We start from the raw sequence: 15,058 nt of genomic DNA, 5'->3' as shown, positions 1-15,058 counted from the left end.
ATATTGCGCATCGCGAGGACGACCTCGCGGCTCGATCGAGTCATTAATCAGGGGACGACCCCCGTCAAACGATGGAGGTCTTCATGTCCTGGATCATTCTGTTTTTCGCCGGCCTGTTCGAAGTGGGCTGGGCCGTCGGCCTCAAGTACACCGACGGCTTCACCCGCCCGCTCCCCACTGTGTTGACCGTTGCGGCCATGGCTATCAGCCTTGGCTTGCTCGGCCTTGCAATGAAGGAGTTACCGCTGGGTACGGCCTATGCGATCTGGACCGGTGTCGGCGCCGTTGGCACGGTGATCGCCGGGATCATTCTGTTTGGCGAATCCATGGCGCTGGTGCGGTTGGCGAGTGTGGCGTTGATCATTTCCGGGCTCGTTGGCCTGAAGGTTAGCGCTTAACTTTCAGACCGCCATCGCGAGCAGGCTCGCTCCCACAGGAATCGCAGGTGTTGCGACAATCTGCGACACACCGTGGATCCCTTGTGTGCGAGCCTGCTCGCGAAGCGGCCCGCGCAAACAACCGCTATCTGACAGCCCCGCGCAACTCACCCACCATCGCCTGCAACTTCGCCGGCTCCGCCACTTCAACCGCCACTGCCGGCCCTGCTACTAATGTCACCCGTGACCACAGGCGATGAAACAATCCCTTGCCCGGATCGCGGCTGAAGAAACTCCCCCACAACCCCTGCAAAGCCAGCGGAATCACCGGCACCGGCGTCTCTTCGAGAATCCGCGTCAACCCGCCCTTGAACTCGTTGATCTCGCCATCGGCGGTCAATTTACCCTCGGGGAAGATGCACACCAGCTCACCGTCCTTCAGATACCGGGCAATGCGCGTGAAGGCCTTTTCGTAGATCTGGATGTCTTCCTGGCGCCCGGCAATCGGAATCGTCCCCGCGGTACGAAAGATGAAGTTCAGCACCGGCAGGTTGTAGATCTTGTAGTACATGACAAAGCGAATCGGCCGACGCACCGCGCCACCAATCAGCAAGGCGTCGACGAAGGACACGTGGTTGCACACCAGCAGCGCCGCGCCTTCATCGGGGATCAGATCCAGATTGCGGTGCTCGACGCGGTACATGGAATGGCTGAGCAGCCAGATCATGAAACGCATGGTGAACTCGGGGACGATCTTGAAGATGTAGGCGTTGACGCCGATGTTCAGCAACGACACCACCAGGAACAGCTGCGGGATCGACAGCTTCGCCACACTCAGCAAGACGATCGAAACAATCGCCGACACCACCATGAACAACGCATTGAGGATGTTGTTGGCGGCAATCACCCGCGCCCGTTCGTTCTCCGCGGTACGTGACTGGATCAGCGCGTACAGCGGCACGATGTAGAAACCGCCGAAGACGCCCAGGCCGAGGATGTCGAGCAACACCAGCCAGGCTTGGCCAAAACCGAGGATCTCGATCCAGCCATGGCCGGCGGCGCTGTCTGGAATTGCGCCGGAATGCCACCACAGCAGCAGACCGAAAACGGTCAGGCCGAACGATCCGAACGGCACCAGGCCAATCTCGACTTTGCGCCCGGAGAGTTTCTCGCACAGCATCGAACCCAATGCGATGCCGACCGAGAACACCGTCAGAATCAGCGTCACCACGGTTTCGTCGCCGTGCATCCATTCCTTGGCATAGGCCGGGATCTGCGTCAGGTAAATCGCCCCGACGAACCAGAACCACGAGTTGCCGACAATCGAGCGCGACACCGCCGGTGTTTGCCCCAGGCCCAGTTTCAACGTGGCCCAGGACTGGCTGAAAATGTTCCAGTTCAGGCGCATTTGCGGCGTGGCGGCCGCCGCCCGGGGAATGCTGCGGCTGGCCAGGTAGCCGAGCACGGCAGTGCCGATGATCGCCATGGACACCACCGGCGCGTAATGCGCCGAAGACATCATGACCCCGGCGCCAATGGTGCCGGCGAGGATCGCCAGGAAGGTGCCCATTTCCACCAGGCCGTTGCCGCCTACCAGCTCATCTTCATGCAGGGCTTGTGGCAGGATCGAGTACTTCACCGGCCCGAACAGCGCCGAGTGGGTGCCCATGGCGAACAGCGCCACCAGCATCAACGACAAGTGATCGAACATGAAGCCGACCGCGCCGACCGCCATGATGGCGATTTCTCCAAGCTTGATCAGGCGGATCAACGCATCCTTGGCGAACTTTTCCCCGAATTGCCCGGCCAGGGCCGAGAACAGGAAAAACGGCAGGATAAACAGCAGCGCACACAGGTTGACCCAGATCGAGCGGTCACCTTCGATGGTCAGCTTGTACAAAATGGCGAGGATCAACGACTGTTTGAACACGTTGTCGTTGAACGCCCCGAGGGACTGGGTGATGAAGAACGGCAGGAAGCGCCGGGTGCGCAGCAAGGTGAACTGTGAGGGGTGACTCATCTTCCATGTGTCCCTGATTTTAGGTAGCGAGTGGCCTGGATTCTTATTGGATTATCAAAAGTCGATCCAGGCCACACCTTACCTAATCTTTGCCGGTTATTTCTTCAATCCGGCAATGCACGGCGAGACAAACAGCTCACCGCGCCAGGCGCCCAGCACCGTGCGCTTGCCGACGATCAGCCACATCACCGCCAGCAATGCCACCAGCACGCAGCCAAACACACTGAAGAACATCAGGTTCAAGGTACTGGCCAGCTTCAACGTCGCCAGGGAATAGACGCCCAACGGAAAAGTGAAGCCCCACCAGCCGAGATTGAAAGGAATGCCGGCACGCAGGTAGCGCACAGTGATAAGCAACGCCATCAGCATCCACCACAGGCCGAAGCCCCACAGGGTGATGCCGGCCATCAGCCCCAGCCCTGCAGCAATCTCACCGACTCCCGGCATACCGTTGGCCGCGAAAATCAGCGGTGCATCGCCGCCCAGTACCAGCATGCCCAACGCGCCGGTGCCGATCGGGCCAAGGGCCAGCCAGCTTGAGGCGGCCATGTTTTCGTGGGGCAGTTTATGCAGGGCCATGCGCAGCAACAGAATGGTCAGGATGCTGAAGGCCACCGGCAGGGAAAAGGCCCAGAGCACATAGCTGGTCACCAGCACCACCAGTTGCGAATGAGCATCGACCAAATGCGGCGCCAACAGCCCCCCGCTGGCGGCCGCCACTTCTGCCGCAACCACCGGCAACAACCAGACCGCTGTCATCTGGTCGATGCTGTGCTCCTGACGGGTGAACATCATGTAGGGAATCAGCACGCCGCAGGCCAGCGACATCGCCACATCCAGCCACCACAGCACCTCGGCGAGGTGAATCACACCGTCGCCCCAGCGCGGCAGGCCAAACACCAGGAAGCCATTGATGATGGTCGCCAGGCCCATGGGGATGGTGCCGAAAAACATCGAAACCGTGGAGTGGCCGAAAATCCGCCGCGCTTCGTCGAAAAACAGCACCCAACGCGCCGTGTATACCACCGTAAACAGCAGAAACAGTGCGATATTGAACAGCCAGAGGGCTTCGGCAAAAGCGTGCAAGGCGGGTATGGCGACCGGCAATTGCACCAGTGCCAACGCCAGCACGCCAGTGCCCATGGTGGCCGCGAACCAGTTGGGGGTGAACTGGCGGATCACCTCGCGGGGATGCTGCAAATGGCTGAAAGGTTTGATTCCGGGCTTGATGCTATTGGCGCATGTCATGGCGAACTCCTGTCCTCTCGTGAGGTAGGGCCCATGTTAGATCCGAATCGAATATCTATATAACGGGTAATATCTCTATATCTTATCGATATAGTCTATATAGAATCAGACACTTCCTTCCGATTCGACCACCAATATCCGAGCCGGCCCTACAGGATGCGCCACATGCTCAGTGCCAACCGAGGCATAAAAAATATCACTGACCTCCAGCAAAGCTTCCCGCTCCACCCCCTCTTCGCGATAACGCATCCGCACCTGGCCATCGAGCACCACGAACACTTCCTCGCCATCGTTGACGTGCCACTTGTAGGGTTGATCGGTCCAGTGCAGCCGCGTGGTGATGCCGTTCATGCTGGCGATGTCCAGCGCGGCCCAGGCACGCTCGCCAGTGAACGATTTGCTGCGGATTATCTTCATGGTCCGATCCTTCGAGTGAGCTGAGTGGGTGCCAAGGCTAACTCAATTTTACCGGTTGACCTCGCAGACTCTGGTCGAACGTGATCGCAGTAAACCCGCCATTGCACTGAGGGCCAGCACCATCAGCACCGCACCATAGCCATCGGTGGTTGCCACCAGACCAAAGGTCCGCGCCAGGTTCCCGGCCAGCAGCGCCGGAAGGCAGAACGCCAGATAACTCAACGCGTAATACGCCGACATCAACCCGGCGCGCTCATGGGGCAAGGCCAGCGGCACCAGACTGCGCACCGCCCCGAGGAAACCGGCGCCGAAGCCACAACCGGCGACCAGCGTGCCGAGGAAAAACAGGGGCAAACTGGCGCTGTGCACACCCAGTAAAATCAAGACGACTCCCGCCGGCAACGAACTGGCGCCCAGTTGCAGCGCCTTGGTCGCAGCCTGATTGCGCAGTGTGTAAATCATCAGGGCACCGGTCACCGTCAATGCGGCGACGGTCGCCCCGCCAATCAGGTTCGAGATCGAACCGGTCGCCGTGCGCACCAATGAAGGTGCCAGCGACGCGTAAAATCCGCCCAGCGCCCAGGTCGCCGTGTTGAGCGGCAACACCCGCCATAACGTCGCACGCGCCTGGACCGGCACATGCAGGGTGGGTCGCAATGATGCCCAAGCCCCGGACTGGCGCGTGACGCTCTCCGGCAAACGCCAGACAAATACAGCCTGCATCGCGAACAGGACCAGTAGCAGCCAATAGGTCAGGTGCAACGGCGCCGGAGCAAACTCGGCCAGCAAACCGCAGCCCAACCCACCCAGAGCCATGCCGAGCAAGGGTGCGACGCTATTGACCAGCGGGCCTTGCTGGCGATCGGTGTCCAGCAGCGTTGCACTCAACACGGCAGTCGCCATGCCGGTGGCAAACCCTTGCAGGACCCGGGCACTGATCAGCCACCCGACGCTGTCGGCGTAGATAAACAGCAACATCGCCAGGATGTTCAGCATCACTGCCGTAAAAATCACCGGTTTGCGCCCCAGGTAATCCGACAGCGAGCCGACCGTCAGCAACGCCGCCAACAGGCTGAGGGCGTAGACGCCGAAAATCAGGGTCAAGGTCGCTGCCGAAAACTGCATCTGCTCCTGATACAGGTGATACAGCGGCGTCGGCGCAGTGGAGGCCGCCAGGAAACTGAGCAAGGTAACGGCCAGAAACCACAGGCTGGCACGATTTGAATGAGAACCGGGCATGGACACACTCCACAAAAGCTAATTTTTTGCTTTTGCGGAGTGTGCTACTGGATCCCTCTTAAAGCAAATTCTTTGTGTTAAGGTCCGATGCATGGCTTTCAGGACCGGATGCCAGCCGCAAGACCCGGTGCAATACAGGAAACACAAGATGACAGCTCCCACATTACGCCCTGGTGGCCGTAGCGCCCGGGTACAAGAGTCGATTCATTCGGCCGTGCGCCAACTCCTTGAGGAGCAGGACCGCGCCAGCGTGACGGTGCCGCAAATTGCGGCGCGCGCGGGTGTCACACCGTCCACCATCTATCGACGCTGGGGCGATGTGTCGGCGCTGCTGGCCGACGTCGCCCTCGCCCGCATGCAACCCGACAACGAGCCGGCCAATACCGGCAGCCTTCATGGTGACGTGCGGGCCTGGGCGGAACAGTACCTGGACGAGATGAGCTCCGAACCCGGCCGCAACATGCTATGCGACGTGCAGGCGGCGTTGAAGCCGAGTTATTGCGCGACGATCATTGGCGGGCAACTGCAGACGATTCTGGATCGCTATCCGAATCAGCCCAAGCCCAGTGTCGATCGGCTGATCAATCTTATCGCCGCGCCGACGGTGTTTCGCATCCTGTTTGCCGAGGCGCCGCTGGAGGTTGAGGAATTGCACCGATTGATTGAAGTTGCATTGAATCAGTGAGGCCCCCATCGCGAGCAGGCTCGCTCTCACATTTGCCCTGTGTTCGCCGCCCCCTGTGGGAGCGAGCCTGCTCGCGATGAGGCCGGTCCAGACACTGCAAATTCCCCTGCGACACCCCACCACGCCACGACCTTGGTCGACACTGACTAACGTTGGCGGTCGTGCGAGACTGTCTGTCCGGGCGGGAGCCCGGGTGTCTTTTGTCTGGAGTCCCCATGTCGCTGTCCACCGGGCTGATTGCCGTCGTCGCCCTGGCCTATATGGCCATCATGTTCGCCATCGCCTTCTATGGCGACCGTCGCAGCGCGCCCTTGCCGCCGCGTGTGCGAGCCTGGGTGTACAGCCTGTCGCTGGCGGTCTACTGCACCAGCTGGACCTTTTTCGGCGCGGTGGGCCAGGCCGCCGAACAGCTCTGGTCGTTCCTGCCGATCTACCTCGGGCCGATTCTGTTGCTGGTCGGCGCACCGTGGGTCCTGCAAAAAATGGTGATGATCAGCAAACAGGAAAACATCACCTCGATCGCCGACTTCATCGCCGCACGCTATGGCAAATCCCAGTCGCTGGCGGTGGTGGTGGCGCTGATTTGCCTGGTCGGTGTGTTGCCTTACATAGCGCTGCAACTCAAAGGCATCGTGCTCGGTGTGAACCTGCTGATCGGTGCCGGCGCTGACGCCATGGGCACCCGTGCCCAGGACACCGCGCTGATCGTGTCCTTGGTGCTGGCGCTGTTCACCATCGTCTTCGGTACCCGCAACCTCGACGCCACGGAGCACCACCGCGGCATGGTGCTTGCGATTGCCTTCGAATCGCTGGTCAAGCTGTTTGCGTTTCTCGCCGTCGGCGCCTTCGTGACCTACGGCCTGTACGACGGTTTCGACGACCTGTTCGACCAGGCCATGCTGGCGCCGCGACTCGAACAGTACTGGAAGGAAACCATCAACTGGCCGTCGATGGTGGTGCAGACCGGTGTGGCGATGATGGCGATCATTTGCCTGCCACGGCAGTTCCACGTGACCGTTGTCGAGAACATCGATCCCCAGGATCTGCGCCTGGCCAAGTGGGTATTCCCGGCCTACCTTGCCCTCGCCGCATTGTTTGTCGTGCCGATCGCCCTGGCCGGCCAGATGATGCTGCCCAGCTCGGTGTTGCCGGACTCGTTCGTCATCAGCCTGCCCCTGGCCCAGGCGCATCCGGCGTTGGCCCTGCTGGCGTTTATCGGTGGCGCATCGGCGGCCACCGGGATGGTGATCGTAGCCAGCGTGGCGCTGTCGACCATGGTTTCCAACGATATGCTGTTGCCCTGGCTGCTGCGTCGCAACAATGCCGAACGCCCGTTCGAAGTGTTCCGCCAGTGGATGCTGTCGGTGCGACGCGTCAGCATCGTGGTCATTCTGCTGCTGGCCTACGTCAGTTATCGCCTGCTGGGCTCGACCGCCAGCCTGGCGACCATTGGCCAGATCGCCTTCGCCGCCGTAACCCAGCTGGCCCCCGCCATGCTCGGTGCGCTGTACTGGAAGCAGGCCAACCGCCGCGGTGTTTTCGCTGGCCTCGCCGCAGGCACCTTCCTGTGGTTCTACACCTTGATCCTGCCGATTGCCGCCCTCAGCCTCGGCCTGTCCTTGAGCACCTTTCCGGGGCTGGCCTGGTTGCACAGCAATCCACTGAACCTGCCGATCACCCCGCTGACCCAGGGCGTGGTGCTGTCGCTGGCAGGCAACTTCACGCTGTTCGCCTGGGTCTCGGTGCTGTCGCGCACCCGGGTTTCCGAGCACTGGCAAGCGGGCCGCTTCATCGGTCAGGAAATCAGTGCCCGCCCCAGCGCACGCTCGATGCTTTCAGTGCAGATCGACGACCTGCTGCAACTGGCGGCGCGCTTCGTCGGCGAAGAACGCGCCCGTCAAAGCTTCATCCGCTTTGCCTATCGCCAGGGCAAAGGCTTCAACCCGAACCAGAACGCCGACAGTGAATGGATCGCCCATACCGAACGCCTGCTGGCCGGTGTGCTGGGTGCCTCTTCGACCCGCGCGGTGGTAAAAGCCGCCATTGAAGGGCGGGAGATGCAACTGGAAGACGTCGTGCGCATCGCCGACGAAGCCTCGGAAGTGCTGCAGTTCAACCGTGCCTTGCTGCAAGGCGCCATCGAGAACATCACCCAGGGCATCAGCGTGGTCGACCAGTCGCTGAAGCTGGTGGCCTGGAACCGTCGATACCTGGAGCTGTTCAACTACCCGGACGGCTTGATCAGCGTCGGCCGGCCCATCGCCGACATCATTCGCCACAATGCCGAGCGCGGCCTGTGTGGCCCCGGCGAAGCCGAAGTGCACGTCGCTCGCCGTCTGCACTGGATGCGTCAGGGCCGCGCGCACACCTCCGAGCGCTTGTTCCCCAACGGCCGGGTGATCGAGCTGATCGGCAACCCGATGCCGGGCGGCGGCTTCGTCATGAGTTTCACCGACATCACCGCGTTCCGCGAAGCCGAACAGGCGTTGACCGAAGCCAACGAAGGCCTGGAGCAACGGGTCACCGAACGGACCCACGAATTGTCGCAGCTCAACGTTGCCCTGACCGAAGCCAAGGGCAACGCCGAGGCGGCCAACCAGTCCAAGACCCGTTTCCTCGCGGCCGTCAGCCATGACTTGATGCAACCTTTGAATGCGGCGCGGCTGTTCTCCGCCGCCCTCTCCCATCAGGACGATGGTTTGTCCGGCGAAGCACAGAAACTGGTCGGGCACCTGGACAGCTCGCTGCGCTCGGCCGAGGACTTGATCAGCGACCTGCTGGACATTTCCCGCCTGGAGAACGGCAAGATCAACCCCAATCGCCAGCCATTCGCCCTTCACGAACTGTTCGATACCCTCGGTACCGAGTTCAGGGTGCTGGCGCAGGAACAAGGGCTGGAGTTCCGGGTTCGCGCAAGCTCGTTGCGGGTCGACAGCGACATCAAATTGCTGCGGCGGATTTTGCAGAACTTCCTGACCAACGCTTTCCGCTACGGCAAAGGGCCGGTGCTACTGGGGGTTCGCCGGCACAAGGAAGCATTGAGCCTGGAAGTCTGGGACCGTGGGCCGGGTATTCCGGAAGATAAACGACAAGTGATTTTCGAAGAGTTCAAGCGCCTCGACAGCCACCAGACACGGGCCGAAAAAGGCCTCGGCCTGGGGCTGGCGATTGCCGACGGGCTATGTCGCGTGCTCGGTCATACCTTGCGTGTACGCTCCTGGCCGGGGCGCGGTAGCGTCTTCAGCGTCAGCGTGCCGCTGGCCCGGGCGCAAACCGCAGCGCCGGTCAAGGTCGCGGAGCTCAATGGCAAATTGCTCAATGGCGCGCAGGTGCTGTGTATCGACAACGAGGACAGCATCCTGATCGGCATGAACAGCCTGCTCAGCCGCTGGGGTTGCCAGGTCTGGACCGCGCGCAATCGGGAGGAATGCGCCGCATTGCTTGGCGAAGGCATGCGCCCGCAATTGGCACTGGTGGATTACCACCTCGATCATGGTGAGACCGGAACCGATTTGATGGCCTGGTTGCGCACGCAAATGGGCGAGCCGGTTCCAGGGGTGGTGATCAGCGCCGATGGCCGGCCGGAGACAGTCGACCTGGTGCATGCCGCGGGACTGGATTACCTGGCCAAACCGGTGAAACCGGCGGCGTTGCGCGCGTTGTTGAGCCGGTATTTGCCGTTGTAACGCGGTTCAACACAGCCCCCTCGCCACAAGGTCCACGCTCGCCCGGGGCTACTCCGGCAACTCGACCAGCCCATCCACATCGGTCATCGCCCGCTCCAGCAAGTCCGCCGGCAGGCTCTTGCTCGCCCGCGCGCCCAGCAGCTTGAGTTGCTCACTGCGACTGACCAGGTTGCCACGTCCCTCTGTCAGCTTGTTGCGTGCCGAACTGTAGGCCTTGTCCAGTTGCTGCAGGCGATTGCCGACCTCATCCAGATCCTGAATGAACAGCACGAACTTGTCGTACAGCCACCCGGCCCGCTCGGCGATTTCCCGGGCATTCTGGCTCTGGCGCTCCTGCTTCCACAGGCTGTCGATGACACGCAGGGTCGCCAACAAGGTGGTGGGGCTGACGATCACGATGTTACGGTCGAACGCCTCCTGAAACAGCGTCGGCTCAGCCTGCAACGCAGCAGAAAACGCCGCCTCGATCGGCACGAAGAGCAACACGAAATCCAGGCTGTGCAAGCCATCGAGGCGTTTGTAGTCCTTGCCGGCCAGGCCTTTGACGTGATTACGCAACGACAGCACGTGCTGCTTGATCGCGATCTGGCCGATGGCCTCGTCTTCAGCCGCCACGTATTGCTGATAGGCCGTCAGGCTGACCTTGGAGTCGACCACCACCTGTTTGTCGCCCGGCAGATAAATGATCACGTCCGGCTGGAAGCGCTCGCCGTCCGGCCCCTTGAGATTGACCTGAGTCTGGTACTCGCGGCCCTTCTCCAGCCCCGCATGTTCAAGCACGCGCTCAAGAATCAGCTCGCCCCAGTTGCCCTGGGTCTTCTGCCCCTTCAAGGCGCGGGTCAGGTTGGTGGCTTCGTCGCTCAGGCGCAAATTCAACTGTTGCAGGCGCTCCAGCTCCTTGGCTAGGGAGAAACGCTCACGGGCCTCGTTCTGATAGCTTTCCTCGACACGCTTTTCGAAGGACTGGATGCGTTCCTTGAGTGGATCAAGCAACTGCCCCAGGCGCTGCTGGCTGGTTTCGGCAAAACGCTGCTCGCGCTCATCGAAAATCTTCCCCGCCAGCTCGGCGAACTGCGCGCGCAACTCGTCCCGCGAACCTTGCAGGTCGTTGAGGCGTTGCTGATGACTGTCCTGTTGCTCGCGCAATTCGGCGTTGAGCGACGCTGCCTGGGCATCCAGACGGCGCAATTCGGCTTCTTTGCCGGCGCGTTCGATATTCCACGCATGGGAGGCGTCCCGGGCGTCGTCGCGCTCGATCTGCAACAGTTCGACTTCACGACGCAGCGCAGCCAGATCAGCCTGTTTGGCGGCGTTGGCCTGGGTCAGGTCAGCCGCTTCATCGCGGCTGGATTCGAGCTGGGCATTCAATCCGTCCTGCGCCAGTTGCGCCATGGCCAGGCGTTCTTGCAGCAGCGCGACATCGGCTTGCGTGCTGCTGGCCCGACGCTGCAGTTGCCAGGCCAATACCAGCAACGGCAACGCAGCCGCTGCCAGACCCAGCAATACGCTGGTCAAGTCCATTGCCATAGCCACTCCTGCCATTCGGATAAAGCCTGAAGGTTAACCAAGGCGTCCGGTCTTGGACAGCTCAGTCTTCGATCAGCCCCAGTTCCTGTTGAGCGCGGTGATCGCCTGCCCGAGCGGCCTGACGCAACAGGTCCTGACCGATCCGGCGGTCCCGGGCATTCCCGCATTCGCGGCACATCAACTGGCCAAGGCGACTTTGCGCAGCCACTACGCCTTCACGGGCCGGTTGCTTGAGCAGACGTCCGGCGATGTGTTTGACGTTACGGTTTTCGCCCAGATGCGGACTGTCCAACAGCCACTCCGCCACGCGCATGGAAAAGCGCTTGGTAGGGGCAACAGAGGGTGGTGTGGAGGAAGAGGAAACGGAGGCTGAGCGAAACTTCATAAAGCACTGTGGGGCAGATCGGAAGGCGCGCAACTTTACTCTCTTTTTCTTACAGGTAAAGCTGAAAATATCCCGGCACGCCCGTCCTAGAGCAAGCGCTCGGGACAATCCACAGAAGCTGTGGATAACTCAGTGGACAACCGCCCTTCAACTCGCTCAAAGCCCTGTGGAATGGGGCTCGCAGTCAAACTGACGATTTTTTCACCAGTAAAAAAAAGCGATGTTTTTCATTGACTTAAATTTTGGTTGCAGGCAGCCATTGCGCTTGAACATGAGATGACAGCGGGGTGACAGACCGCGCAACTAATGTGCACAAGTCCCTTTGCGACGGTTATATCGACGCACTTTTTCGGCGCATTTTTTTGTCGTGCCTGGGGATAAGCCCTGGCAAACCCGCTGTTTAGGCGGCTGCGTTGCTACAAACTTCGATGACCGGTGGTCGGATTCTGTTCGAATACAGGGCGTATCAATCGGAGGCCGCGCAGCTTTATGCGCATCTCTAAATGGCAAAACAGCCCGATCAGGCACCTGCCGGGAAATTCTTTTCGCTAACACACTTCCCTTGGCCAGTTCAATCCGTTAGTATCCGCGGCGTTAGTACCAAGCTGAAAGTCAATTCTGGTCGAACAAATCCCCCCGGTCAGCCTTCCCGACGGAAGCCTCCACCGAACAAGCGGGATCGACCACCTCGATGGTTTCCAGGTAAATCCTGCGCCAACACAACCTTTGAATCGAAAGCAAAGGGTGTTGCTCCGCCTGCTTACTCTGCTCGAACCAACCTGCAAATTGATCAGGATCTTCACCCCGGGCCCAGAACCTTTGCCCTCGATGTGTTGCCTGCCCTCCTAAGTACCTACCTGCCAGCCCAAGCGCGCCAATTTGTCAGCGCTTCAAACTGGCTGCTTTGTTCCAGTCGGGTTCTTCGTTCGATCAATGGTGATCGACGTTACTGGAACGTTTTAACGTTGCACGGTTCTTATCCGTGTCATTTGTAGGAACACCCAATAATGTCTACTCAAATCCACACTCAGGATGCCATTCGCACCCTAACCAACGCTTTTGCACCAATGAACTGCCTGATCATGGCCGCTCGCAAAGGCTGCTTCAGCTTCACCCTGGTCAACGAACACGGTATCGCTCGTCACAGCGAACGCCTGTACCCCGATCAATACTCCAGCGCCGAGCCGCTGCAGGCCGTGATCGAGCGTACCCGTCAGGCACTGGTTGCCTGAAACGCCAGAAAGGCTGAAAAACCGAAAGCCCTGCCCAAAAAGCGGGGCTTTTTATTGCCCGATATTTCCCTTTCCTCGAATCACGACTAAGCACGATCCGATATAACGGTTATAACTGGTCGCTGGAAATATTTTAAAAACAGGCCTTTACAGCGCGAATATGACACTACACTTCAACTCAAGCGGCTTGACCCGCTTGCGGCGAGCCTGAGTCGATTCACTGCTGCCAAGCCCCCCCCTTCAGGTATCGCCGTCCAACTCAGGCTTCGAGGGTTTTATGGGTATCGCTGCCAGCGAACTGTGCCGCTACGTGATTCGTCCGACCCTGATCTACCTCGGACGCCATAGCGCTACTGCCGAATCCCTGCTACTGGGCATTGCCGCCAGCCAGTCCGCCCTTGGTTCCGCCCTGCATGACCGCCGTGGGCACGGCCTGTACCGCATCGCCGAGCCCCGCCACCAGGCCCTTTGGGACCATTACCTGGCCCTTGATCCGGACCGTGCAAGCCTGGTCCGCGGCTTGGCCAGCCAGCATGCGTTTCTCAGTAGCCCGCACCTCGAATTGACCGTCAACCTGCGTTACGCCACAGCCATCGCCTGGCTGCTGGTGGAAGAACAGAATACCCCCCTCCCCGCCCCTGATGATTTGCTGGGTATGGCCAGAATCTGGCGCCAGACCTTTCAACCCCAAGGGCGTCTGCGTGATTTCACCTGCGCCTGGCAAACCTGTGTTTCACCGCTGAATCAGGTAGCCTGCTGACCCCTCTGGATCCAAAGATCGCGTAACACGTCGCGATTCTGGTCGGATTGTCCTACAAAACCGCTCTAAATCAAGCCATACAGCCTATGGCGCTGGGACGAAAATGTTGGTAATTTTCGCCCCGGTGATCACCAGGAGTTCTAATAATGAAAAAAGTAATGCTCAAAACCACCATCAGTCTCGCCGTTGCCATGGCATCCACCCAGATTTTCGCAAGTGGCTTTGCCGTTAACGAACAAAGCATCAGCGGGATGGGTACGGGTTTTGCCGGGCGATCTTCCTCTGCCGATGACGCAAGTACAATTTTTGGCAACCCTGCCGGCATGTCGCGCATCAAGCGCGAACAAGTCACCGGCGGTGTTGCGATGATCGACGCACACACTGATATCAGCCACGCAAGCTCCCGCCCGAACAGCGGCAGCAACGACGGCGACATGGTTCCGCTCATCGCCGTCCCTATGGGCTACTACGTCAAGCCAATCGACGACAAGTGGGCCTTCGGTGTGGGCGTATACGCACCATTCGGTCTGGTAACCGACTATGAAAACGGCTTTGCCGGTCGCTACTTCGGCAGCAAGAGCGAAGTTAAAATCATCACCCTGCAACCGACTGTCAGCTACGCCTTCAACGACAAGGTTTCCATCGGTTTCGGCCCGACCATCAACCGTATTGACGGCACCCTGGAATCGAACCTGTCGATCACCCAGGCCGCGCCGGACGGCAAGGTCAAGATCACAGGTGACGACACCGCGCTGGGCTACAACATCGGCGTGCTGGTTCAAGCCACCGACAGCACCCGCGTCGGCCTGACCTACCACTCGAAAGTGAAGTACACGCTCGACGGTAACACCAAGGTCAACTACAACGTGCTGGGCCTGATCGGCCAGAACCCAAACCAGAAGTACGACGCTTCGCTGGACCTGACCACACCTGAATCGGTGGACTTCTCAGTCACTCACCAGCTCGACGACAAGTGGACTCTTTACGCAGGCAGCACCTGGACCCGCTGGAGCCGCCTGCAAGACATCACCGTTGAAAACAAAGGCGTTCCAGCCGTTCTGAACGGCCAGTTCGGCACCATCACCGAAGAACAGAACTGGCACGACACCTGGGCTCACGCCATCGGCGCGTCCTACCAGCTGAACAAGCAATGGGTACTGCGTACCGGTCTGTCCGTTGACCAGGCACCGACCAACAACGTCAATCGTTCCCCACGTATCCCGACTGGCGATCGCAAGATTTTCAGCGTAGGCGCCGGCTGGAGCCCGACCGACGACCTGACCATCGACCTGGCGTATTCGTACCTGCGCGAAGAATCGGTCAAGGTCAACAACAGCAACAACCGTGGCCAGAGCTACAACGCCGAGTATGAAAACTACGCGAACGGTTTCGGTCTCGGTGCGACCTACCGCTTCTGATGATTCCCGGCGAGCCTGAACCGCTCGCCCGCTGAAAAAAAAAGCCCCGCTCTCTTGTACAGAG

The 15,058-nt window shown here is 60.1% G+C and carries 12 protein-coding genes; 6 read left to right on the top strand and 6 right to left on the bottom strand.

The window, feature by feature from the left end:
- Positions 1–83: 83 nt before the first annotated feature.
- Positions 84–398 (top strand): quaternary ammonium compound efflux SMR transporter SugE, encoded by a 315-nt coding sequence (gene sugE, locus AC1DVE_RS17315; protein ID WP_007977599.1) that lies wholly within the window; start codon positions 84–86, stop codon positions 396–398.
- A 124-nt stretch (positions 399–522) separates the two neighbouring features.
- Here sugE and AC1DVE_RS17310 read toward each other — a convergent pair whose 3' ends face one another.
- From AC1DVE_RS17310 to AC1DVE_RS17295, 4 genes are all read right to left on the bottom strand, one after another.
- Positions 523–2,397 (bottom strand): MFS transporter, encoded by a 1,875-nt coding sequence (locus tag AC1DVE_RS17310; protein ID WP_223455922.1) that lies wholly within the window; start codon positions 2,395–2,397, stop codon positions 523–525.
- A gap of 96 nt (positions 2,398–2,493) precedes the next feature.
- A complete protein-coding gene (locus AC1DVE_RS17305; protein ID WP_223543250.1) occupies positions 2,494–3,645 on the bottom strand; it encodes a TDT family transporter in 1,152 nt (383 codons plus the stop codon).
- A 105-nt stretch (positions 3,646–3,750) separates the two neighbouring features.
- Entirely contained in the window at positions 3,751–4,062 is a 312-nt protein-coding gene (locus tag AC1DVE_RS17300) for a cupin domain-containing protein (protein WP_223455924.1), read from the bottom strand.
- 48 nt (positions 4,063–4,110) lie between these two features.
- Entirely contained in the window at positions 4,111–5,301 is a 1,191-nt protein-coding gene (locus AC1DVE_RS17295) for an MFS transporter (protein WP_223455925.1), read from the bottom strand.
- A 148-nt stretch (positions 5,302–5,449) separates the two neighbouring features.
- On the opposite strand from AC1DVE_RS17295, the gene AC1DVE_RS17290 reads away from it, so the two are divergent.
- Together AC1DVE_RS17290 and AC1DVE_RS17285 are read left to right on the top strand one after the other, a co-directional pair.
- Positions 5,450–5,986 carry a TetR/AcrR family transcriptional regulator gene (locus tag AC1DVE_RS17290; RefSeq protein ID WP_223455926.1) on the top strand — a complete coding sequence of 179 codons (537 nt, stop codon included), beginning with the start codon at positions 5,450–5,452 and terminating at the stop codon, positions 5,984–5,986.
- Between the two features lie 215 nt (positions 5,987–6,201).
- Complete coding sequence (locus tag AC1DVE_RS17285; protein ID WP_477784065.1) at positions 6,202–9,672, top strand: hybrid sensor histidine kinase/response regulator; 3,471 nt, start codon at positions 6,202–6,204, stop codon at positions 9,670–9,672.
- Between the two features lie 48 nt (positions 9,673–9,720).
- Here the strand turns inward: AC1DVE_RS17285 and AC1DVE_RS17280 are convergent, their stop codons facing one another.
- Positions 9,721–11,085: a DNA recombination protein RmuC gene (locus tag AC1DVE_RS17280; protein WP_223455966.1), complete on the bottom strand. Its 1,365-nt coding sequence runs from the start codon at positions 11,083–11,085 to the stop codon at positions 9,721–9,723.
- A 175-nt stretch (positions 11,086–11,260) separates the two neighbouring features.
- Positions 11,261–11,584 carry an SEL1-like repeat protein gene (locus AC1DVE_RS17275; RefSeq protein WP_080925238.1) on the bottom strand — a complete coding sequence of 108 codons (324 nt, stop codon included), beginning with the start codon at positions 11,582–11,584 and terminating at the stop codon, positions 11,261–11,263.
- Positions 11,585–12,591: 1,007 nt separating this feature from the next.
- On the opposite strand from AC1DVE_RS17275, the gene AC1DVE_RS17270 reads away from it, so the two are divergent.
- From AC1DVE_RS17270 to AC1DVE_RS17260, 3 genes are all read left to right on the top strand, one after another.
- Positions 12,592–12,816, top strand: coding sequence for a hypothetical protein (locus tag AC1DVE_RS17270; RefSeq protein WP_007898912.1), 225 nt, complete (start codon positions 12,592–12,594; stop codon positions 12,814–12,816).
- A gap of 277 nt (positions 12,817–13,093) precedes the next feature.
- A complete protein-coding gene (locus tag AC1DVE_RS17265; RefSeq protein ID WP_223455928.1) occupies positions 13,094–13,576 on the top strand; it encodes a hypothetical protein in 483 nt (160 codons plus the stop codon).
- Positions 13,577–13,722: 146 nt separating this feature from the next.
- Positions 13,723–14,994, top strand: coding sequence for an OmpP1/FadL family transporter (locus tag AC1DVE_RS17260; RefSeq protein ID WP_223455929.1), 1,272 nt, complete (start codon positions 13,723–13,725; stop codon positions 14,992–14,994).
- Positions 14,995–15,058 lie beyond the last annotated feature (64 nt).

The organism is Pseudomonas sp. P4_B4, assembly GCF_056402255.1.
Note: the sequence above shows the minus strand (reverse complement) of the source record. Positions and strands in the feature narration are given on the sequence as shown.

Bases quoted from the DNA above. Each gene is read 5' to 3' on its own strand.
- sugE (WP_007977599.1), top strand. From the start codon at position 84: ATGTCCTGGATCATTCTGTTTTTCGCCGGCCTGTTCGAAGTGGGCTGG.
- AC1DVE_RS17310 (WP_223455922.1), bottom strand. From the start codon at position 2,397: ATGAGTCACCCCTCACAGTTCACCTTGCTGCGCACCCGGCGCTTCCTG.
- AC1DVE_RS17305 (WP_223543250.1), bottom strand. From the start codon at position 3,645: ATGACATGCGCCAATAGCATCAAGCCCGGAATCAAACCTTTCAGCCAT.
- AC1DVE_RS17300 (WP_223455924.1), bottom strand. From the start codon at position 4,062: ATGAAGATAATCCGCAGCAAATCGTTCACTGGCGAGCGTGCCTGGGCC.
- AC1DVE_RS17295 (WP_223455925.1), bottom strand. From the start codon at position 5,301: ATGCCCGGTTCTCATTCAAATCGTGCCAGCCTGTGGTTTCTGGCCGTT.
- AC1DVE_RS17290 (WP_223455926.1), top strand. From the start codon at position 5,450: ATGACAGCTCCCACATTACGCCCTGGTGGCCGTAGCGCCCGGGTACAA.
- AC1DVE_RS17285 (WP_477784065.1), top strand. From the start codon at position 6,202: ATGTCGCTGTCCACCGGGCTGATTGCCGTCGTCGCCCTGGCCTATATG.
- AC1DVE_RS17275 (WP_080925238.1), bottom strand. From the start codon at position 11,584: ATGAAGTTTCGCTCAGCCTCCGTTTCCTCTTCCTCCACACCACCCTCT.
- AC1DVE_RS17270 (WP_007898912.1), top strand. From the start codon at position 12,592: ATGTCTACTCAAATCCACACTCAGGATGCCATTCGCACCCTAACCAAC.
- AC1DVE_RS17265 (WP_223455928.1), top strand. From the start codon at position 13,094: ATGGGTATCGCTGCCAGCGAACTGTGCCGCTACGTGATTCGTCCGACC.
- AC1DVE_RS17260 (WP_223455929.1), top strand. From the start codon at position 13,723: ATGAAAAAAGTAATGCTCAAAACCACCATCAGTCTCGCCGTTGCCATG.